The sequence below is a fragment of the Priestia megaterium genome, from assembly GCF_046599315.1.
GTDB lineage: Bacteria > Bacillota > Bacilli > Bacillales > Bacillaceae_H > Priestia > Priestia megaterium_F.
The window spans coordinates 921148-941551 of the sequence record NZ_JBKIKC010000001.1 but is presented as its reverse complement, the minus strand read 5'-3'; the positions used below and the strand labels follow the sequence as shown (position 1 = coordinate 941551).

The window sequence follows — 20404 nt, the reverse complement described above, 5'->3', positions numbered from 1 at the left end:
CTAGTGGCTGGGGATGTATTGTCACAAAATGAAATTGATGCCCTATTATCCGCGTTATCGACCGGAGAGATGGATGCGGATGAGCTAAAAAAGGAAAATAAAAAACAGCGCATTCGTACATATGATTTTAAACGCGCGCTGCGTTTTTCAAAAGATCAGATTCGAAGTTTGACGCGAATTCATGAAAATTATGCTCGCATGCTAATCAATGTCTTTTCGGCGCAGCTTCGTAATGTTGTACAAGTGTCTGTTGTATCGGTGGACCAAATTCCGTATGAGGAGTTTATCCGCTCTGTTCCTAAAGTAACCATCTTAAATGTGATAGCCGTCCCTCCTTTAGAAGGGCATATCATTATGGAAGTCAATCCAAACATTGCCTATGCGATGATTGACCGTTTGCTTGGAGGGCAAGGCGAGAGCGGTGAAAAAATTAGTAACTTAACGGAAATTGAAACAAGCTTGGTTCGAAATTTGTTAGATAAAACGTTAGATAGTATGAGAGAAGCTTGGAGTTCCATTGCGGAAATTGAACCTGAAACATCAGAGTTTGAAGTGAATCCTCAGTTTTTGCAGGTGATTTCACCAAATGAAATTGTCATTGTCATTTCATTAAACGTTCAAATTGGAGATGAGACGGGTATGATCAATCTATGCATTCCCCACGTTACGCTTGAGCCTATTGTGTCTAAACTGTCCGTTCATTACTGGATGCAATCTTCGAAAAAAGAGCCGAATGTAGAAGAGAGTGAGCAGCTAAAGAAACAAATTAATGATGCGGAATTGCAGGTGGTAGCTGAGCTAGGGAAAACGGATATTTCAATTGAAGATTTCCTAGCATTAGATGCAGGAGATGTCATTCGACTGCAAACAAGTGTTCATGATCCGTTAACTATTTACGTCGGAGACCGACCTAAATTTATTGCACAGCCTGGAAAAGTCAGTCGAAAAGCAGCTGTGCAAATTCTAGATGATGTTAAAAGGAGGAACTAAAGGAATGAACGATGACATGCTTTCGCAAGATGAAATTGATGCGTTGTTAAAAGGAACTTCTTCACTGGACGGGTTTTCAGAGACGAATAAGTCAAGTCAAGTAGACAATTATTTTACCGAAATGGAAAAAGACGCACTTGGCGAAATTGGAAACATTTCGTTTGGCAGTTCAGCAACAGCGCTTTCGGCTTTATTGAATCAGAAAGTTGATATTACAACGCCATTTGTATCGCTCGTACATAAAGATGAGCTGAGGGATGAGTTTCCAAATCCGCATGTCGCTGTGCAAGTTCAGTATACGGAAGGCTTTTCTGGTACGAACTTGTTAGTCATTAAACATGAAGATGCAGCTGTTATTTCAGATTTTATGCTTGGTGGAACGGGAGAGAATCCGACGGAAATCATGGATGAAATTAAGCTGAGTGCAGTGCAGGAAGCGATGAATCAAATGATGGGTTCTGCAGCAACGTCTATGTCTACGGTATTTCAAAAGAAAATTGATATCTCTCCGCCGAGCTTAGATATTTTAAATATTCAAAAGGGGGAAGGCACAGGGCTGATTCCGCAAGATGACGTCTTTGTAAAAATCTCTTTTAATTTAAAGGTGGGCACATTAATCGATTCAAATATTATGCAGCTTCTATCTATATCTTTTGCCAAAAGTTTGGTTGAAGAGCTCTTAGTTCCAAGCGCAGAAGATACGGCAGCATTTATTGAAAAAGAATCAGATTTTAACGAAAAGCAAACAGAACCGCCAGCAGCTGAATACATACAGCCTGAAGAAACACAGCAGGCAGAACCTGGTCATATACCAGTTGATGTGCAGCCCGCATCTTTTTCAGAGTTTGAGCATGTGTCTTCGACTCAAGCGGATTCGCGAAATTTAGAAATGCTGCTTGATATACCGCTTCAAGTTACCGTGGAGCTTGGAAGGACTAAGCGGACGGTCCAAGAGATTTTAGCGCTGTCTTCTGGTGCAATCATTGAACTTGATAAACTAGCAGGAGAACCAGTAGATATCTTGATTAATAGCAAATTAATAGCAAAAGGTGAAGTGGTTGTCATTGACGAGAATTTTGGTGTTCGAGTAACCGATATTATTAGCCAAAGAGACCGTATTCAAAAACTAAAATAATAATTTTTAGGAGGAGTAGAAATGGGAAAGCGAATTTTAATTGTAGATGATGCTGCATTCATGCGCATGATGATCAAAGATATTTTAACGAAAAATGGATATGAAGTAGTAGCGGAAGCGGCAGATGGCCAGCAGGCTGTGGAGTTATTTAAAGAACACGAACCAGATCTTGTCACAATGGATATTACGATGCCTGAAATGGATGGAATTACGGCCTTAAAAGAAATTAAAAGCATAAAAAATGATGCTCAGGTGATTATGTGTTCAGCTATGGGACAGCAGGCAATGGTCATTGATGCTATTCAAGCAGGGGCAAAAGATTTTATCGTTAAGCCGTTTCAAGCAGATCGTGTATTAGAGGCAATTTCAAAAGCGATTGGATAAACAACAGATTGGCGGGACTTTCCCGCTAATCTTACACTATGTTGAAGTAAGAGGTGGCAGGCATTGCTGCGAAAATTCATAATTGCTGCGCTTTTGGCAAGCGTATTAGCAGGATCAAATCAAATTGTCTATGCAGAAAGTGGATCTGCATCCGTAAAAGAATGTTTGGAAAAAAGGGAGAAGTGTTCAGAAAGTGCGAGTGCTAATTCAAGAGAAAAAGCTGAACTTCAGGGGACACCTAAGCTTTCATCTGGAGATATTGTGAAGATGATATTCGCGTTTTTACTTGTAATTGGGCTGCTTTTTGCGCTTTTAAAATTTGTAAATAAAAAAGGACGGCTGCTGCAAAAAAATAAAGTAGTACAAAACTTGGGCGGCACAAATGTTGGAAGCGGCAAGTCTGTACAAGTAGTCAAAGTTGGAAATCAGCTTTTTGTCATTGGAGTCGGCGAAAATGTGCAGCTTCTCTCAGAAATTACAGGACAGGAGAAACAGCAGCTGCTCACGCAGTATGAAGAACAGCATACAACCGAGGGCGATTACAAAGTCGTACTACCGTCATTTTTAGAAAAATTGACTTCTAAAAATGAAGAGAAATCTAGTCATTCTTTTCAGCAGCTTTTTCAGCGAGAAATGAATGAAATGAAAATAAAAAGGCAAAACGTACTGAAAGAGTTGGAAAGGAATAAAAAGAACGATGAATGAAGTAATGAATCTCTTTAACTCAAGCAGTCCTACAAATATTTCAACGTCCGTCCAGCTTTTGTTGCTCCTGACGGTGTTTTCAGTGGCTCCTGGAATTTTAATCATGATGACCTGCTTTACACGAATTGTCATTGTGCTTTCATTTGTACGTACATCGCTCGGGACACAGCAAATGCCTCCGAATCAAGTATTAGTTGGTCTATCGCTGTTTTTAACATTTTTTATTATGGCACCAACTTTTTCTCAGGTAAATGAACAGGCGCTTCAGCCGCTTTTAAAAGAGAAAATTACGTTGAATCAAGCCTATGAAAAAGCAGCTGAACCGATGAAAGAATTTATGAGTGCTCATACAAGACAAAAAGATTTAGCTCTTTTTTTAGAATATGCGGATATGGATAAACCATCATCTGTTCAAGATATTCCCTTAACTGCGCTCGTTCCAGCCTATGCGATTAGTGAGCTAAAGACAGCATTTCAAATAGGATTTATGATTTTTATTCCTTTTCTCATTATCGATATGATTATAGCAAGCGTGCTGATGTCTATGGGGATGATGATGCTTCCTCCCGTTATGATTTCCCTTCCGTTTAAAATTTTACTGTTTGTGCTGGTTGACGGCTGGAATTTAGTTATTAAATCATTATTAATAAGTTTTCAATAGGTGATAGACAATGAATGGAGAATTTGTCATTTCGTTAGCAGAAAAAGGCGTGTATACCATCTTAATTGTATCTGGTCCTTTATTGCTGCTGGCCCTTGTAGTTGGGCTCATTATTAGTATTTTTCAAGCGACTACCCAAATCCAAGAGCAAACTCTTGCTTTTGTTCCTAAGATTGTAGCGGTCTTAGTAGGGATTGTATTTTTTGGTCCGTGGATGTTATCAAAAATGATTTCATTTACATATGAAATTTTTTCAAATCTGTATCGGTACGTAGGATAGCCATGAGTCAGTTGATCTTATCCTATCCCGCATTTTTACTGGTGCTAGTGCGAGTAACGTCTTTTTTTATCACTGTCCCGCTATTTTCATACAAAACCATTCCCGCGGTTCATAAGGTAGGTTTATCTGCCGCACTATCCATCATTATTGCTACAACGATTGATTTACCCGTGGTGTCGTTAGATGCACAGTTTGTACTTTTAGTATTAAAAGAATGTGCTGTTGGTTTGTTTATTGGTTTGACTGCGTATGTATTTATTATGGCCATTCAAATTGCTGGAGGTCTTATCGATTTTCAAATTGGATTTGTCATTGCCAACGTAATAGATCCACAGACAGGTATGCAAAGCCCAATACTAGGTCAATATTTATATGTATTTTCTCTTCTATTCTTATTATCGACCAATGGACATCATTTATTAATAGACGGCATTTATAATAGTTATTTAATTATTCCGTTAGACAAAGTAATTTTCCCTGTGGGAAGTCAAGCATTTGCTACACACGTCATGACTGTTTTTTCATCGATGTTTTTAGTAGCTGTTCAAATGTCTTTACCTTTGGTTGGTTCATTATTTTTAGTAGATATCGCGCTTGGAATCGTCGCGAGAACTGTACCGCAGTTAAATATTTTCGTAGTGGGATTTCCGGTAAAAATCATCGTCGCCTTTATTTTGCTTATTGTAGTGATGGGAAGCATGTTTCATATGATGCAAATTATATTTGAACAAATGATAGAAGCAATGCGCTCAATGATTCGCATATTAGGAGGGGTGTAGCTTTGTTTTTAGTAAAAGTCGATTTGCAATTTTTTGCAGGAGAAAAAACGGAAAAAGCTACACCTAAAAAAAGGCAAGACTCTAGAAAAAAAGGACAAGTAGCTAAAAGTCAAGACGTTACAATTGCCCTCATCCTTTTAATGGTTTTTCTTTATTTTTTGTTTGGAGCTAAACAATTTTTACAGCAAATGATGAAGTTGTTAAGAGAAGGTTTTCAAACGTATATGCTTAATGAAGTGACGGCAGAACGCGTATTTGCGATGTTTAAGCATCTTCTTCCTTCAATAGCTCTTGCAGCAGGCCCTGTCATGCTCGCAGCTTTTGTTGCTGCGCTCGGAGCGAATTATATGCAGGTTGGCATTCTTTTTTCCACGGAGTCTCTTCAGCCTAAGTTAGAAAAGATTAACCCTATTAGCGGAGCCAAACGAATTTTTGCCATGAGAGCGCTGGTAGAACTAATCAAGTCAACGCTGAAAATCATGTGTATCGGAGCCGTCACGCTTTTTATTTTATGGATTCACATAGAAGACGTATTAAATTTATCTCAAAAAAGTATAGGGGACTCGCTGGTTGTTCTGTCTAAGCTTGTTTTTCAAATGGGACTTGCCGCCTCGCTTATGCTTTTATTTTTATCGCTGCTTGATTATTTGTACCAAAAATTTGATTTCGAAAAAAATATTCGAATGTCAAAGCAAGATATCAAAGATGAGCATAAAAACGTTGAAGGAGATCCTTTAATCAAATCAAAGATAAAGCAAAAGCAAAGGGAGATGGCAATGTCCCGCATGATGCAAGAAGTTCCAAAAGCAGATGTCGTCATTACAAATCCTACTCATTATGCTATTGCTCTAAAATATGATGAAGAAAAAATGGATGCTCCCTATGTTGTAGCCAGCGGAGTAGATTTTATTGCTCAAAAGATTAAAGGAATTGCCAAAAGTCACGAAATTATCATGGTAGAAAACCGCCCGCTGGCAAGAGCGCTTTTTGATCAAACCAAAGTAGGGGATGCGGTACCAGAAGAATTTTTTAAAGCGGTCGCTGAAATATTAGCTTACGTATACCGCATTCAAAATAAAATGTAACGTTACGCTATTGTAAGGAGAGAAAAAAATAATGTCTGCAAGAGAACTGCCAGTTGTTATAGGTGTTGTACTCATTATCGTCATGCTTGTTATTCCGTTGCCTTCATGGTTATTAAGCATTTTAATCATGATTAACATTTCTCTTGCGTTGCTTGTACTGCTCGTTTCCATGAATATGAAAGAACCTTTAGAGCTCTCAGTGTTTCCGTCTTTACTACTGGTTCTTACGTTGTTTCGATTAGGGTTGAACGTGTCGACGACGCGTTCAATTTTAGGAACAGGAGAAGCAGGCGGAGTGGTTGAAACATTTGGACACTTCGTTATCGGAGGAAACCCGTTAGTGGGCTTTGTCGTCTTCATTATCTTAATTATCATTCAGTTTATCGTTATTACAAAAGGAGCGGAGCGTGTCTCTGAAGTAGCCGCACGTTTTACATTGGATGCGATGCCCGGTAAACAAATGAGCATTGATGCAGATTTAAATGCAGGTATGATATCAGAAAAACAAGCGATTGACCGCCGTGAAAAAATTCAGCGTGAAGCAGATTTTTATGGAGCAATGGATGGAGCTAGTAAATTCGTTAAAGGTGATGCCATTGCAGGGATTGTCATTACTCTTATTAATATCTTATTTGGAATTATTATCGGCATGCTGCAAATGGGAATGTCCATCACTGAAGCATCCCAAACCTTTACTCTGTTGACAGTAGGAGATGGATTAGTGAGTCAAATTCCAGCTCTCATGATTTCAACAGCGACAGGAATTATCGTCACCAGAGCTGCTTCAACAGGCAATTTGAGCGAAGATATTACACGGCAGTTGTTTGCTTTTCCCGTTATGCTTTATGTAACTGGAGGAACGATTGCGGCTCTTGGGTTAATTACGCCAATTAATGATGTCATTACAATGCCTATCGCTATTTTGCTAGGAGCGGGAGGCTATTATTTGTCCCGGGCTAAGCATCAGACAGTTCGTGAAGAAATGGCGTCTACTGAAGAAGAACTGGAAGACAATGAAATGAAAAGTCCGGAGAGTGTGGTCAATCTATTAAGCGTTGATCCAATTGAATTTGAGTTTGGTTATGCATTAATTCCGCTTGCTGATACGAATCAAGGAGGCGATTTGCTTGATCGAATTGTCATGATTAGGCGTCAGCTGGCACTTGAGCTAGGATTAGTAATTCCGGTTGTTCGCATCAGAGATAACATCCAGCTTCAGCCTAACGAGTATTGTCTTAAAATAAAGGGCAATGAAGCGGCAAGAGGAGAGCTGTTGCTTGATCATTATTTAGCAATCAGTCCGGGAATGGATGATGATTTGATTGAAGGAATTGATACGTTGGAACCAGCTTTTAAAATGCCTGCAAAATGGATTAGCGAGTCCGTGAAGGAGCAGGCTGAGGTGTTCGGGTATACCGTTGTTGACCCACCGTCGGTTGTGTCTACCCATATAACAGAAGTCATAAAATCGTATGCCCATGAGCTGATTGGAAGGCAGGAGACAAAACAGCTAATCGATCATACAAAAGAAACATATCCTATTTTAATTGAAGAAGTTACGCCTAACCCGCTTTCTGTTGGAGATATTCAACGAGTGCTGGCAAAACTTTTAAAAGAAAGCGTCTCAATTCGAAATTTACCTATTATTTTTGAAGTGCTGGCTGACTACGGAAAAATGACGTCAGACACTGATTTGTTAACTGAATATGTTCGGCAAGGTCTCGCAAGACAAATTACCAGTCAATATACGGTGCAAGAAGGTTTGCTTCGAGTTCTTACGCTTTCAGGAAAAGTGGAAAAAACGATGGCTGAAGCCGTTCAACAAACGGAGCACGGCAATTATTTATCACTGGACCCTAACGTTTCACAAGCTATTGTAGAAAGTATAGCCAAGCAAACAGAAACGCTTTCTTTTCACGAACAGTCTCCGGTTGTGTTATGTTCTCCCGCGGTGAGGATGTACGTCCGTCAAATCACTGAGCGGTACTTTCCTCATATGGCGGTTTTATCATATAACGAGCTAGAAGCAAGTGTTGAAGTTCAAAGTGTTGGAGTGGTGGATATCTGATGAAAGTAAAAAAATACGTAGTAGGATCTATGTCTCAAGCAATGAAAGCCATTCGTTCAGATTTAGGTGAAGAAGCTGTTATTTTACATTCAAAACAAATTCAAACAGGAGGGTTTCTTGGCTTATTTACTAAGACAAAAATGGAGGTATTGGCAGCTGTCGATTCAGTAGAAAAACGGAACGTAAAGAAGAACTCAGCGCCGCCAGAACCCAGTATGGAAGCTGATTCATCTTTTATGAAGCAACAGCTCAGTGAGCTAAATGCTCTTATCTCACAAATGAGTCAAATGCAAAAGGTTTCTTTAGGTTCATACCCAAAACCAGTGGAGAATGTGCTTGCTTATTTACGTTTGCAAGAAATAGATGAAGCTATTTTAGAAAACTTGGAGCCTCCTCTGCTAGAGTACTATTACTTGCATCGGCCTAACTCAAACCAACTCATGAAGTGGACTCAGAGCTGGTTTGTTAATCAGTTTAAAGCAAGCGAATGGAGCGGTTCTTTCAAAAAATATGTAAGCGTAGTAGGGCCAACCGGTGTCGGAAAAACAACCACACTTGCTAAATTGGCCGCAAAGTGTGTCCTTGAACACAATCAAAAAATAGCATTTATCACAACCGATACATATAGAATTTCAGCGATTGAGCAGCTCAAGACATACGCTTCTATCTTGAATGTTCCTTTAACGGTTTGTTACAACGGGGTGGATTTTAAAAAAGCCTTGGTAGAAACGGAAGCGTACGATGTGATTTTTATCGATACAGCAGGCCGTAACTTTTTAGAACAGCAATATGTAAGTGATTTAAAGGAAATGATTACATTTCAAGAAGATTTGCAAACGTTTCTTGTTTTGGCTCTAACGTCAAAAGTATCAGATATGAAGGCTATATATGAACGTTTTGCTAGTCTGCCTGTTAATCAATTGATTTTTACGAAGAGAGATGAAACAACGCAGAAAGGCTCACTTTTAAATATGTTGTATCATTATGGCCAACAAGCTGCTTTTACAACAAACGGGCAGGGTGTACCAGAAGATGTTTCGCTTTTTAAAATAGAAGAGTTTATCGACGATGTATTTGGAGATTGGAAAGATGAATGATCAAGCAGCGGTTTTGAGAGAAAAAGTGTTGAAAAAGCATCAAAACTCCTTAAGAGATTGTAAAACAATAGCCGTGTTAAGTGGAAAAGGGGGAGTTGGAAAATCAAATCTATCATTAAATTTATCTCTGGCACTAATGAAGGAAAAGCAAAAAGTTCTTCTTTTTGACATGGATGTAGGAATGGGAAATATTGATATTTTGATTGGGCAAACTGCTTCATATACGATGGTTGATTTGCTAGAAAAGAGACTTTCTATCCGGCAAATTATTAAAAAAGGCCCTCAAGATTTAGCTTACGTGGCCGGTGGGACAGGGATTTCCTTCGTATTTGAATGGTCTCCATCAGACCTCGGCTATTTAATACAAGAATTGAGTTCTTTAACAAGTCAGTATGATTATATGATTTTTGACATGGGAGCGGGTATGTCAGAGAGTGTGCTTAAGTTTTTAAAAGCCGTAGATGAACTGATTGTGGTTACAACACCCGAACCTACATCTATAACAGATGCGTACGCTGCTATTAAACTATCAGTTTCATATTCTGTGTCAGCACCGATTCGTCTTATTGTTAACAAAACGCTTTCTGACAAAGAAGGAAATGACACGTATAAACGATTTAACCAAGCTGTTCAGCAGTTTTTGAACGTACCTATTTCTTTATTAGGTATTGTGCCAAACGATCAAGCTGTCCAAAAGGCGGTCAATCGCCAAATGCCTTTTTTGCTTCAAAACCCAAAATCTAAAGCTAGTATATCACTAGCAGAAATGGTGAATATTCTTATTCCTCAAGACGATAGGACAGCGGCTAAAACACAGGGAATATTTATTCGGCGCCTCAAACGATTTTTTCTTGAAAGGTAGGAAATTAGAGTGAATGAAATAAAGGTGCTCATTGTAGATGATTCAGCATTTATGCGAAAGCTGATCAGAGATTTTTTAACACGTGATAGTCGTTTTCGCGTTGTGGGTACAGCACGTAACGGTGAAGAAGGGTTAAAAAAAGCGCTCGAGCTATCGCCGGACATTGTGACACTTGATATCGAAATGCCCAAAATAAATGGCTTAGATATGTTAAAACAGCTCATGCGTGTGAAGCCCCTTCCTGTTGTCATGTTATCCAGTACAACAGTAGAAGGAGCTGAAAATACGCTGACCGCTATGCAGTACGGAGCAGTTGATTTTGTCGCTAAGCCTTCAGGAGCTATTTCTCTGGACTTACATAAAGTGAAAAATGAGCTTATCTCTAAATTACTGCTTGCTAGTAAAGCCAACATATCTTCAAGCAGTTATCAGCGCGTGCAAAAAAGCAGTATATATGACCTCCCCACACAAGCGAAAGTCAACAAGCTTATTTGTATTGGCACTTCTACTGGAGGACCGCGTGCGCTGCAAGAAGTATTATCAACTGTTTCAAAAGACATAAACGCACCCATCTTTATTGTGCAGCATATGCCTCCAAATTTTACAAAATCGTTAGCAGCTAGACTCAATCAGCTAGCTAATATTGAAGTGAAAGAAGCAAAAGACAATGAAATCATTTGTTCAGGATGTGCTTATATTGCTCCCGGAGGTTTTCATATGACGGTTGTAGAGAAAAAGGGACAGCTCAGCATTTCTCTAGACACTTCTTCACCTGTAAAAGGACATCGCCCTTCAGTGGATCGTTTGTTTCAGTCGATTAGTAAAATTTCAGGTTATCAAAAACTTGCCATTGTGCTGACAGGGATGGGGGCCGATGGAACAGAAGGTGTGATTGACTTAAAGAAAAATAAAGATGTGCTTGTACTGGCTGAATCTGAAGAAACAGCTGTTATTTATGGGATGCCCAAATCAGCCGTTTCTACAAAGCTTGTTGATTACATTGAACCGCTGCGAAACGTTGGAAACTTTATTTCCCGCTACGCACAGAAATAGGAGGGAAAGTTACGATGGATATGAATCAATATCTAGAAGTGTTTATTGAAGAAAGCAAAGAACATCTCCAAAACGTTAATGACCAGCTCATACGTTTTGAAAAAAATACCGAGGATCTTAGCTATGTAAACGAAATTTTTCGATCTGCTCATACATTAAAAGGCATGTCTGCGACGATGGGATTTGATGATTTAGCACAATTAACTCACAAAATGGAGAACGTGTTAGATGCCGTTCGAAATCGCCAACTCGACGCTCACACGGAAGTTGTTGATGCTTTATTTGAATCAGTCGATGCGCTAGAAATAATGGTTCAATCTATTTCTGAAGGTGGCGATGGTGAGCTTGATGTCAAATTACTTGTTCAAAAGCTGAAGCATATTGTAGCAGAGGAACCCGTAGCAGAGCATGCAGCTTCTTCTATGGAGTACGATGAATTTGTACAAACGTTGCTCAGTCAAACAGTAGACCAAGGAGTGAATGCATTTGAAATAACCGTACAACTCGAAAGCACCTGCTTGTTAAAAGCTGCACGTGCGTATATGGTATTTGATGTGTTAGAGCAAGCGGGAGACGTAATTAAGTCAGCACCAAGTGTTCAAGATATCGAACAAGAAAAATTTGAATCATCTTTTATCGTTGTATTAGTAACAAATGAATCGCAGGAAACTCTGCACGCAAGCATTATGGAAGTCTCTGAAGTAGAAAGCGTGAAAATTGCTGCAGTTCCCGTAAAAGAGGAAACAAAAATGGAGGAGCCGGTTTCACAAGAATTAGCAGCCGCTATACAGGAAGGTACTGAGTCGGCACCTTCTAAATCGTCTGTCGAAGAGAAAAAACAGCCCTTAAGTAATAAAACAATTCGAGTCAGTATTGACCGTTTGGACAGTCTTATGAACTTGTTTGAAGAACTTGTTATTGACAGAGGCCGGTTAGAACAAATATCAAAAGAATTAAATAATAGCGAGTTAGACGAAACGGTAGAACGGATGTCTCGTATTTCTGGAGATTTACAAACAATTATCTTAAATATGCGTATGGTACCTGTGGAAACCGTTTTTAATCGCTTTCCCCGTATGGTGAGACAGCTTTCAAAAGATTTAGGGAAACAAATTGAACTTCAAATTGTCGGAGCTGACACAGAACTGGACCGGACCGTCATTGATGAAATTGGAGATCCGCTTGTTCACTTATTAAGAAATGCTGTTGACCATGGAATTGAAATACCTCAAGCGCGCTTAAAGAACGGAAAAAATCAAACGGGAACGATTCGCCTTAAAGCTTATCATAGCGGAAATCATGTCTTTATTGATTTAGAAGATGACGGGGCTGGCATTAATCGTGAAAAGGTACTGCAAAAAGCGTTAAATCGAGGAGTTGTTGATAGAAAAACAGCTGACACGCTGACAGACAAACAGGTATACGAACTCATTTTCGCTTCGGGCTTTTCGACCGCTGAGCAAATTTCAGATGTTTCCGGACGAGGAGTAGGTTTAGATGTCGTGAAAAACACAATTGAATCACTAGGCGGTTCTGTAACGATTGATTCTAGCGAAGGATACGGCTCTCGTTTTTCTATTCAGCTGCCGCTCACTTTATCTATCATTTCTGCTTTACTCGTGCAAATGAGTGAAGAGCGCTATGCCTTGCCGCTTTCTTCGATTATTGAAACAGCTATTGTTCAGCCCGAAGATATCATGCATGTACACGGTCAAAAGGTTATTGACTTCCGAGGAGCCATTATTCCTCTTATTAATTTAAAAGAACTATTCAACGTGCCTAGTTCAGTACAAGGCGATCATTATTCAGTAGTTATTGTTAAAAAAGGAGAAAAGACCGCCGGGCTAATTGTTGATTCTTTTATCGGTCAGCAGGAAATTGTTTTAAAATCTTTAGGTCAATATCTGCCGGGCGTATTTGCTATTTCAGGAGCCACGATTTTGGGCGATGGACAAGTAGCGCTTATTATTGATTGCAACGCTTTGATTAAATAACAAATGCTGTAAAAAGAAAGGACGAAAGGCATGAAAATTATTGTGTTTCAATTGGGAGAAGAGGAGTACGGAATTTCAGTAGAAGAAGTGCAATCGATTGAAAAGATTCAGCATATAACACGCGTTCCTGGAGTAAAAGAATACGTAAAAGGTGTTATTAATCTTCGTGGTGTCATTATACCGATTATTGATTTGCGCGCTCGTTTTAAATTACAAGAACAGCTTACCCATGAGCTGACACGTATTATTATGATTCGTCTTAATGATATAGAAGCTGGTTTGATTGTTGATGCGGCAAATGACGTAGTCGATATTGATGAAAAAACGATTGCTTCAGTACCTGACACAGTTGACGGAACAGCTGCAGAATACTTGAACGGAGTCGTGAAAGTAGATAGCCGTTTAATTGTTCTTCTAAATTTACCTAAAGTGCTCTCTTTAGAAGATCATCTCCAGTGAGCCAAACGAATAATGGATACCACGATGAAGTGTCTAGGAGTTGAAGGATCGTGAGAGATGATAAACAAGTAATTAAGGTAGGAATTGCCGAGATGAATGTTGCGCATACACCCGCAGTGCTCCGTACAGCGGGTTTAGGATCATGTGTAGGAGTGGTAGTTTATGACTCCGTTCACTCAGTAGCTGGGCTCGCTCATGTGATGCTTCCAGATTCAAGCGGGGCTAAATGGCCTTTTAATAGAGCTAAATATGCAGATACAGCCATTTTTGATTTGATAAATATGTTGATTAGACAAGGTGCACATAGAAATTTATTAAAAGCAAAAATAGCAGGAGGCGCGCAGATGTTTCAATTTGAACCAAGAAATGATGTGATGCGAATTGGCCTTCGAAATGTTCAAGCAGTGGAGATAGAGCTGCATAGAAACAGTGTAGAAATTGCAGCAAAGGCTACAGGAGGACATAACGGACGTACAATTGAATTTGATCCTCAAACGGCTATTTTAAAGGTTCGTACAATTAACGAAGGGATAAAAACGATATAAAGCGTGCCCTGACCGTTTACTAGTGTTATAAAAAGGAGTTGAAAGACCCTTGAAAAGTATACAAGAAGTTGAAGAACATAAAATTTGGCGGGAATGGATAGAAATAAGAGACTCACATGCGGGAAATATGCTTGTTAAAAAGTATATGCCGCTTGTTAACTATCACGTTCAGCGGATTAGTGTAGGGCTCCCGAAAAATATTCATAAAGAAGAGCTGCGGAGTTTAGGGTTAATGGGTCTTTACGATGCTTTGAAAAAATTTGATTACGGTAGAGACTTAAAATTTGATACGTATGCGTCTTTTCGAATTCGAGGGGCGATAATAGACGGGCTTCGTAAAGAAGATTGGTTATCAAGAAGCGCAAGGGAAAAGACGAAAAGGATTGAGCAAGCAACGGAAGCACTTGAACAAAGATACTTGCGCAAAGTTGCACCAAGTGAAGTTGCAAAAGAAGTAGGCATGACAGAAGCAGACGTTGTTCATACAATGAATGAAGGGTTCTTAGCTAACGTTTTATCAATGGAAGAACAGCCAAAAGAGTATGAAGATGGAGAGCAAAAATATACGATTAGAGATGAAAAAACGCTCTCTCCGGAAGAGGAGCTCATTAATCACGAACGATATCAAGAGCTCGCTGAAGTTATCGAGCAGCTGAATGAAAAAGAGCAGCTGGTTGTTTCATTATTCTATAAAGAAGAGTTGACTTTTACTGAAATCGCACAGCTGTTAGGACTGTCTACTTCACGTATTTCACAAATTCATTCTAAAGCGCTGTTTAAAATGCGGACGAGTTTAAGCAAAATAATTTAACAAAGAGGTAAAAAGATGGGTTTTTTACTCACAGTTAGTTTTTTAATTCATGGTCTATCACTATTTTGTATTATTCTTTTATATATGCAAGTGACAAAAGTGAAAAGGATTGAACGTTTGCAAGAGCAAAATATAAATAAAATGGAAGCTGTGATGGGTTCATATCTTGCTGAATTTCAGGAGCAAAACGAACAGTTTTTACGGCAACTTCAACATCGGTCCACTTCCCTTTCTTCAGAAACGAAAAAAAACAGCGAAAAATTACCTTTGTTAGACGAAGAAAACGGGCCTGTTCAAAGAGTGAATCTAAAAAGTGAGCCTTCCGAGTCGCTGCATGAACTTCTCTCTATAGAAGAAAGTCAGAAACATAGAAGCACATCTTTTCATGAGTTAACTACAGACCAGATTCAAGATTTGTCAGGTGAGGAGATGAAAGAATTTTCCGTTTATTTAAAGAAAAAAGGTTTAACAATTGAAGAAATTGCAAAACATTTACACAGAGGGAAAACTGAAATTGAATTATTATTGAAATTTCATCAATAAACTTAATGAAACGCTTGCTTGTGAAAAAGGAGTGTGCTATATTTGTTTTTGGTGTTATTACACACGCTTATTGATTCGGTTGATGGTGCTACTTTTTGTAGTTTTGGCTGAAGATGAAATGAGCGGAGGAGACTTAAAACCATTAGGAGGAAAAACACATGTCAGTAATTTCAATGAAACAATTACTAGAAGCTGGTGTACATTTCGGTCACCAAACTCGCCGTTGGAACCCAAAGATGAAGAAATACATCTTCACTGAGCGTAACGGCATCTACATTATCGATCTTCAAAAAACAGTTAAGAAAGTAGAAGAAGCGTACAAATTCGTTAAAGAATTAGCTGCAGACGGCGGTACTGTTTTATTCGTAGGTACGAAAAAACAAGCTCAAGATTCTGTTAAAGAAGAAGCAGCTCGCGCTGGTATGTACTTTGTTAACCAACGTTGGTTAGGTGGTACATTAACTAACTTCTCTACTATCCAAAAACGTATTAAACGTTTAAAAGATATCGAAAAAATGCAAGAAGACGGTACTTTCGAAGTACTACCTAAGAAAGAAGTAGTTCAACTTAAAAAAGAGTTAGAGCGTCTTGAAAAATTCTTAGGCGGCATTAAAGATATGAAACAACTTCCAGATGCATTATTCATCATTGACCCTCGTAAAGAGCGTATTGCAGTAGCGGAAGCTAAAAAATTACACATTCCAATCGTTGGTATCGTAGACACTAACTGTGATCCAGACGAAATTGATTATGTAATCCCTGCAAACGATGATGCAATCCGTGCTGTTAAACTTTTAACTTCTAAAGTTGCTGATGCTATTCTAGAAGCTAAACAAGGTGAAGAAACAGCAGTTGAAACTGAAACAACTACTGCTTAATTCCGTGAAAGGTGATAAGAGGGAATAGCCTTTTATCACCTTTTTTTGAAAAGATTTAACCCATTTATATACATTAATTACATACCCAAACAAGGAGGCTACACATTATGGCAATTACTGCTCAAATGGTAAAAGAATTACGTGAAAAAACTGGCGCTGGTATGATGGATTGTAAAAAAGCGTTAACTGAAACTAACGGTGACATGGAGCAAGCAATCGATTTCTTACGTGAAAAAGGTATTGCAAAAGCTGCTAAAAAATCAGACCGTATTGCTGCTGAAGGTTTAACTTACATCGAAACTCAAGGTAACGAAGCTGTTATCTTAGAAGTTAACTCTGAAACTGATTTCGTTGCGAAAAACGAAGGTTTCCAAAAATTAACAAAAGAATTAGCTGCTCACATCTTAGCTAACAAACCAGCTGACGCTGCTGAAGCTGCTACTCAAAAAATGGAAAACGGTGCAACTGTTGAGGAACACATCAACTCTGCAATCGCTACAATCGGAGAAAAATTATCTCTACGTCGTTTCGCTGTAGTAACAAAAACTGACGCTGATGCATTCGGAGCTTATCTACATGCTGGCGGACGTATCGGTGTGTTAACAGTATTAGCTGGTACAACTGAAGAAGCTGTTGCAAAAGACGTTGCTATGCACATCGCTGCAATCAACCCTAAATACATCTCTCGTGACCAAGTTTCTGCTGAAGAAACTGAGCGTGAGCGCGAAGTATTAACTCAACAAGCATTAAACGAAGGCAAACCAGAAAAAATCGTTGCAAAAATGGTTGAAGGTCGCCTTGGCAAATTCTTCGAAGATATTTGCTTACTAGATCAAACGTTTGTTAAAAATCCTGATCAAAAAGTACGTCAGTTCGTTGAGAGCAAAGGCGCTACTGTTCAAAGCTTCGTTCGTTTTGAAGTAGGAGAAGGTATTGAGAAACGTCAAGACAACTTTGCTGAAGAAGTAATGAACCAAGTTAAAAAGTAAGGGTTTGACCGTATAGGGAACACTGTGTGTTCCCTTTTTTACAAAAGAGATCTCACCGTTAACGATGGAGGTAAGCATGAGTCAAGCAAAATATAATCGTATCGTATTAAAGTTAAGTGGAGAAGCATTAGCTGGTGAAGATGGTTTTGGTATTAACCCATCCATCATCAAATCTGTTGCTGAACAAGTAAAAGCCGTTTATGAATTAGGTGTTGAAATTGCTGTAGTCGTTGGTGGTGGAAACATTTGGCGTGGTAAGATTGGTAGTGAAATGGGTATGGATCGTGCAGCTGCCGATTATATGGGAATGCTAGCAACAGTCATGAACTCGCTGGCTCTTCAAGATAGCTTAGAGAACATCGGTGTGCAAACACGTGTTCAGACTTCTATCGAGATGAGACAAGTAGCAGAGCCTTATATTAGAAGAAAAGCTGTTCGTCATCTTGAGAAAAAACGCGTTGTTATTTTCGCTGCGGGTACAGGAAACCCTTATTTCTCTACAGATACAACAGCAGCTTTGCGTGCAGCTGAAATCGAAGCTGACGTTATCTTAATGGCTAAAAACAACGTAGATGGCGTTTATAATGCAGATCCTAAGCTTGTACCTGATGCTGTAAAATACGAAACATTAACGTATATTGATGTTTTAAAAGATGGACTAGCTGTTATGGATTCTACAGCTTCTTCATTATGTATGGACAACGATATTCCGCTAATTGTTTTTTCAATTACGGAAGAAGGCAATATTAAACGTGCCGTTACAGGCGAAAACATTGGAACAATTGTAAAGGGGAAATAAACATGCCAAAACAAGTGTTGCAAAACGCAAAAGAAAGAATGGAAAAAGCAATTCAATCATTTAGCCGCGAGCTAGCATCAATTCGTGCTGGACGTGCAAGCGCGTCACTTCTTGACCGCGTAACTGTAGAATACTACGGTGCCCCGACACCGATTAACCAATTGGCGCAGGTAAGCGTACCAGAAGCTCGTATGCTTGTTATTCAGCCTTATGATAAATCACAAATTGGTGAAGTTGAAAAAGCTATTTTAAAATCTGATTTAGGATTAACACCTACAAGCGATGGCAACATCATCCGTCTATCGATTCCTGCTTTAACGGAAGAACGCCGTCGTGAGTTAGTAAAAATGGTGAAAAAATATGCTGAAGAAGCAAAAGTTGCGGTTCGTAATGTGCGCCGTGATGCAAACGATGATTTCAAAAAGTTAGAGAAAAAAGGTGAAATTACTGAAGACGATTTACGCGGCTACAGTGATGACATTCAAAAGCTAACGGATGATCATATCGTAAAAGTGGATAAAGTGGCGAAAGATAAAGAAGAAGAAATTATGGCAGTTTAAGTCATTTCAAGGTAAAATATATTGTAAAAGACCCTCTATTGTTTACAGGGGGTTTTTTTGTTAATAATGTGTAGTGAGAAAAAACTCACATAAGCCACGCGTTTATGTGAGAGCGTACAACGGGGGACCTTTGCATGTTAAGAAAATTTCAAGCATGGAAGAAAAGTCAAGATTTAAACACACTGTCTTTGTCAGAACGAAAAGATCAAGTGAAACAGCACCCTGTTCCTGAACATATTGCAATCATTATGGATGGGAACGGTCGTTGGGCGCAAAAACGAGCTCTTCCTCGCATGATGGGCCATCACGAAGGAATGAAGGTAGTGCGTCATGTGACCAGACTGGCCAATGAATTAGGTGTTAAAGTATTAACTTTATATGCATTTTCCACTGAAAATTGGAAGCGCCCCAAAACTGAAGTTGAGTTTTTAATGAAACTGCCAGAGGAATTTTTAGCAACCTTTCTGCCTGAGCTAATTGAAAAAAATGTGCAAGTTCGTATTATGGGGGATAAAAGTGAGCTCCCTGCCCATACGATTCGAGCCGTGGATAACGCAATTGAGAAAACAAAGCATAACACGGGGCTGATTTTAAACTTTGCGCTAAATTACGGTAGCCGTCACGAAATCATGGGCGCTATTCAGTCATTGGTAGATGATGTAGAACAGGGAAAAGTAGCTTCCTCTTCTATTTCAGAAAATTTATTTTCTTCCTATTTAATGAGCAAAAGCCTTCCAGATCCGGATTTGCTTATTCGTACAAGTGGCGAGCTTCGCTTAAGTAATTTTATGCTTTGGCAACTAGCTTACACAGAGTTTTGGTTTACAGAAGTATTATGGCCAGATTTTAAAGAAAATCATTTAATCGAAGCAGTCGAGGCGTTCCAAAAGCGCGGTCGCCGCTTTGGTGGTGTATAAGAAGGTGTGGAAAACAAGATGAAACAGCGCATTATCACCGCGATTGTAGCACTTGCGGTATTTGTGCCGATTGTTTTAATTGGAGGGTTACCTTTTACCCTTATCATGTATGTAATCGGAACAGTTGGTGTAATTGAGCTTTTAAAAATGAAACATTTGAAAGCAATGTCTTTTCCAAGTATCATTAGTTTATTGCTAACGTGGGTGTTTTTACTGCCAAATGGAAGAGATGTTGCATTTCATTTCTTAAGTGAACATAAGATAGAAGTAGCGCTTGCTGCTGTCCTTCTTCTACTAATGTACACGGTTGTAGTTAAAAATAAATTTACCTTTGATGACGTTGGATTTATTTTATTAACGACAGTATACGTTGGCTTTGGCTTTCATTATTTTATCGAGGTCCGTCAAGAGTTCGGGTTAGCTTATTTGTTCTTTGCTTTCCTTATTATCTGGGCGACGGATTCCGGCGCTTATTTTATTGGACGAGCAATGGGGAAACGAAAGCTGTGGCCGGAAATCAGTCCTAATAAAACAATTGAAGGTTTTGTTGGTGGCGTCGTATGCGCTATTGTAGTAGCCGTTGTATTTAAGCTGTTAGCAAATATTGATCAAACCATGATTGAACTACTTGTAATTGGTATTATCGTATCGTTATTTGGACAGATGGGTGATCTTGTACAATCAGCGTTCAAACGTCACTATGGCGTAAAAGATTCAGGGAAGATTTTACCGGGACATGGTGGGATTTTAGACCGTTTTGACAGTTTAATATTCATCATGCCAATTTTAGCTTTTTTATTATCTCTATAA

Annotated in this window: 23 protein-coding genes; all 23 read left to right on the top strand. The window is 39.0% G+C overall.

The window, feature by feature from the left end:
* Window positions 1-3 precede the first annotated feature (3 nt).
* The 23 genes from fliM to ACLHDF_RS05085 all read left to right on the top strand — a co-directional run bounded on the left by fliM (window position 4) and on the right by ACLHDF_RS05085 (window position 20404).
* A complete protein-coding gene (gene fliM / locus ACLHDF_RS05195; protein WP_413917905.1) occupies window positions 4-990 on the top strand; it encodes a flagellar motor switch protein FliM in 987 nt (328 codons plus the stop codon).
* A gap of 4 nt (window positions 991-994) precedes the next feature.
* A complete protein-coding gene (gene fliY / locus ACLHDF_RS05190; RefSeq protein ID WP_413917904.1) occupies window positions 995-2125 on the top strand; it encodes a flagellar motor switch phosphatase FliY in 1131 nt (376 codons plus the stop codon).
* Window positions 2126-2146: 21 nt separating this feature from the next.
* Window positions 2147-2509 carry a response regulator gene (locus ACLHDF_RS05185; RefSeq protein ID WP_413917903.1) on the top strand — a complete coding sequence of 121 codons (363 nt, stop codon included), beginning with the start codon at window positions 2147-2149 and terminating at the stop codon, window positions 2507-2509.
* Between the two features lie 63 nt (window positions 2510-2572).
* Window positions 2573-3214 (top strand): flagellar biosynthetic protein FliO, encoded by a 642-nt coding sequence (locus ACLHDF_RS05180; protein WP_413917902.1) that lies wholly within the window; start codon window positions 2573-2575, stop codon window positions 3212-3214.
* On the top strand, window positions 3207-3875 hold the full coding sequence (gene fliP, locus ACLHDF_RS05175) for a flagellar type III secretion system pore protein FliP (protein ID WP_413917901.1): 669 nt from the start codon (window positions 3207-3209) through the stop codon (window positions 3873-3875). The genes ACLHDF_RS05180 and fliP overlap by 8 nt, the downstream gene beginning before the upstream one ends.
* 10 nt (window positions 3876-3885) lie before the next feature.
* A complete protein-coding gene (gene fliQ / locus ACLHDF_RS05170; protein ID WP_016765390.1) occupies window positions 3886-4155 on the top strand; it encodes a flagellar biosynthesis protein FliQ in 270 nt (89 codons plus the stop codon).
* Between the two features lie 2 nt (window positions 4156-4157).
* A complete protein-coding gene (gene fliR / locus ACLHDF_RS05165; RefSeq protein WP_413917900.1) occupies window positions 4158-4934 on the top strand; it encodes a flagellar biosynthetic protein FliR in 777 nt (258 codons plus the stop codon).
* 2 nt (window positions 4935-4936) lie between these two features.
* On the top strand, window positions 4937-6019 hold the full coding sequence (gene flhB / locus ACLHDF_RS05160) for a flagellar biosynthesis protein FlhB (RefSeq protein ID WP_413917899.1): 1083 nt from the start codon (window positions 4937-4939) through the stop codon (window positions 6017-6019).
* Window positions 6020-6050: 31 nt separating this feature from the next.
* Window positions 6051-8087: a flagellar biosynthesis protein FlhA gene (gene flhA, locus ACLHDF_RS05155; protein ID WP_413917898.1), complete on the top strand. Its 2037-nt coding sequence runs from the start codon at window positions 6051-6053 to the stop codon at window positions 8085-8087.
* On the top strand, window positions 8087-9184 hold the full coding sequence (flhF, locus tag ACLHDF_RS05150) for a flagellar biosynthesis protein FlhF (RefSeq protein WP_413917897.1): 1098 nt from the start codon (window positions 8087-8089) through the stop codon (window positions 9182-9184). Before flhA ends, flhF begins: the two co-directional genes overlap by 1 nt.
* The gene (locus tag ACLHDF_RS05145) at window positions 9177-10046 is read left to right on the top strand and encodes a MinD/ParA family protein (protein WP_413917896.1); all 870 of its coding nucleotides are present in this window, start codon (window positions 9177-9179) and stop codon (window positions 10044-10046) included. Before flhF ends, ACLHDF_RS05145 begins: the two co-directional genes overlap by 8 nt.
* A 9-nt stretch (window positions 10047-10055) precedes the next feature.
* Complete coding sequence (locus tag ACLHDF_RS05140) at window positions 10056-11099, top strand: protein-glutamate methylesterase/protein-glutamine glutaminase (protein ID WP_413917895.1); 1044 nt, start codon at window positions 10056-10058, stop codon at window positions 11097-11099.
* 14 nt (window positions 11100-11113) lie between these two features.
* Window positions 11114-13093, top strand: a complete 1980-nt coding sequence (locus ACLHDF_RS05135; RefSeq protein WP_413917894.1) for a chemotaxis protein CheW — start codon at window positions 11114-11116, stop codon at window positions 13091-13093.
* Between the two features lie 30 nt (window positions 13094-13123).
* A complete protein-coding gene (locus tag ACLHDF_RS05130; protein ID WP_413917893.1) occupies window positions 13124-13552 on the top strand; it encodes a chemotaxis protein CheW in 429 nt (142 codons plus the stop codon).
* A gap of 50 nt (window positions 13553-13602) precedes the next feature.
* Entirely contained in the window at window positions 13603-14097 is a 495-nt protein-coding gene (locus tag ACLHDF_RS05125) for a chemotaxis protein CheD (protein WP_413917892.1), read from the top strand.
* A gap of 49 nt (window positions 14098-14146) precedes the next feature.
* A complete protein-coding gene (locus ACLHDF_RS05120) occupies window positions 14147-14908 on the top strand; it encodes a FliA/WhiG family RNA polymerase sigma factor (RefSeq protein ID WP_413917891.1) in 762 nt (253 codons plus the stop codon).
* A 15-nt stretch (window positions 14909-14923) separates the two neighbouring features.
* The gene (locus ACLHDF_RS05115) at window positions 14924-15451 is read left to right on the top strand and encodes a hypothetical protein (protein ID WP_413917890.1); all 528 of its coding nucleotides are present in this window, start codon (window positions 14924-14926) and stop codon (window positions 15449-15451) included.
* A 158-nt stretch (window positions 15452-15609) separates the two neighbouring features.
* Window positions 15610-16329, top strand: coding sequence for a 30S ribosomal protein S2 (gene rpsB, locus ACLHDF_RS05110; RefSeq protein WP_013058850.1), 720 nt, complete (start codon window positions 15610-15612; stop codon window positions 16327-16329).
* Window positions 16330-16436: 107 nt separating this feature from the next.
* Window positions 16437-17318: a translation elongation factor Ts gene (gene tsf, locus ACLHDF_RS05105; RefSeq protein ID WP_413917889.1), complete on the top strand. Its 882-nt coding sequence runs from the start codon at window positions 16437-16439 to the stop codon at window positions 17316-17318.
* Between the two features lie 76 nt (window positions 17319-17394).
* Window positions 17395-18117 (top strand): UMP kinase, encoded by a 723-nt coding sequence (gene pyrH / locus ACLHDF_RS05100; protein WP_028411409.1) that lies wholly within the window; start codon window positions 17395-17397, stop codon window positions 18115-18117.
* Window positions 18118-18119: 2 nt separating this feature from the next.
* On the top strand, window positions 18120-18677 hold the full coding sequence (frr, locus tag ACLHDF_RS05095; protein ID WP_413917888.1) for a ribosome recycling factor: 558 nt from the start codon (window positions 18120-18122) through the stop codon (window positions 18675-18677).
* 134 nt (window positions 18678-18811) lie between these two features.
* Complete coding sequence (locus ACLHDF_RS05090; protein ID WP_413917887.1) at window positions 18812-19594, top strand: isoprenyl transferase; 783 nt, start codon at window positions 18812-18814, stop codon at window positions 19592-19594.
* Between the two features lie 18 nt (window positions 19595-19612).
* Complete coding sequence (locus ACLHDF_RS05085) at window positions 19613-20404, top strand: phosphatidate cytidylyltransferase (RefSeq protein ID WP_413917886.1); 792 nt, start codon at window positions 19613-19615, stop codon at window positions 20402-20404.

Bases quoted from the DNA above. Each gene is read 5' to 3' on its own strand.
- flhF (WP_413917897.1), top strand. From the start codon at position 8,087: ATGAAAGTAAAAAAATACGTAGTAGGATCTATGTCTCAAGCAATGAAA.
- tsf (WP_413917889.1), top strand. From the start codon at position 16,437: ATGGCAATTACTGCTCAAATGGTAAAAGAATTACGTGAAAAAACTGGC.
- fliP (WP_413917901.1), top strand. From the start codon at position 3,207: ATGAATGAAGTAATGAATCTCTTTAACTCAAGCAGTCCTACAAATATT.
- ACLHDF_RS05145 (WP_413917896.1), top strand. From the start codon at position 9,177: ATGAATGATCAAGCAGCGGTTTTGAGAGAAAAAGTGTTGAAAAAGCAT.
- ACLHDF_RS05135 (WP_413917894.1), top strand. From the start codon at position 11,114: ATGGATATGAATCAATATCTAGAAGTGTTTATTGAAGAAAGCAAAGAA.
- fliY (WP_413917904.1), top strand. From the start codon at position 995: ATGAACGATGACATGCTTTCGCAAGATGAAATTGATGCGTTGTTAAAA.
- ACLHDF_RS05130 (WP_413917893.1), top strand. From the start codon at position 13,124: ATGAAAATTATTGTGTTTCAATTGGGAGAAGAGGAGTACGGAATTTCA.
- ACLHDF_RS05090 (WP_413917887.1), top strand. From the start codon at position 18,812: ATGTTAAGAAAATTTCAAGCATGGAAGAAAAGTCAAGATTTAAACACA.
- fliR (WP_413917900.1), top strand. From the start codon at position 4,158: ATGAGTCAGTTGATCTTATCCTATCCCGCATTTTTACTGGTGCTAGTG.
- ACLHDF_RS05185 (WP_413917903.1), top strand. From the start codon at position 2,147: ATGGGAAAGCGAATTTTAATTGTAGATGATGCTGCATTCATGCGCATG.
- ACLHDF_RS05115 (WP_413917890.1), top strand. From the start codon at position 14,924: ATGGGTTTTTTACTCACAGTTAGTTTTTTAATTCATGGTCTATCACTA.
- ACLHDF_RS05085 (WP_413917886.1), top strand. From the start codon at position 19,613: ATGAAACAGCGCATTATCACCGCGATTGTAGCACTTGCGGTATTTGTG.
- pyrH (WP_028411409.1), top strand. From the start codon at position 17,395: ATGAGTCAAGCAAAATATAATCGTATCGTATTAAAGTTAAGTGGAGAA.
- flhA (WP_413917898.1), top strand. From the start codon at position 6,051: ATGTCTGCAAGAGAACTGCCAGTTGTTATAGGTGTTGTACTCATTATC.
- fliQ (WP_016765390.1), top strand. From the start codon at position 3,886: ATGAATGGAGAATTTGTCATTTCGTTAGCAGAAAAAGGCGTGTATACC.
- rpsB (WP_013058850.1), top strand. From the start codon at position 15,610: ATGTCAGTAATTTCAATGAAACAATTACTAGAAGCTGGTGTACATTTC.
- frr (WP_413917888.1), top strand. From the start codon at position 18,120: ATGCCAAAACAAGTGTTGCAAAACGCAAAAGAAAGAATGGAAAAAGCA.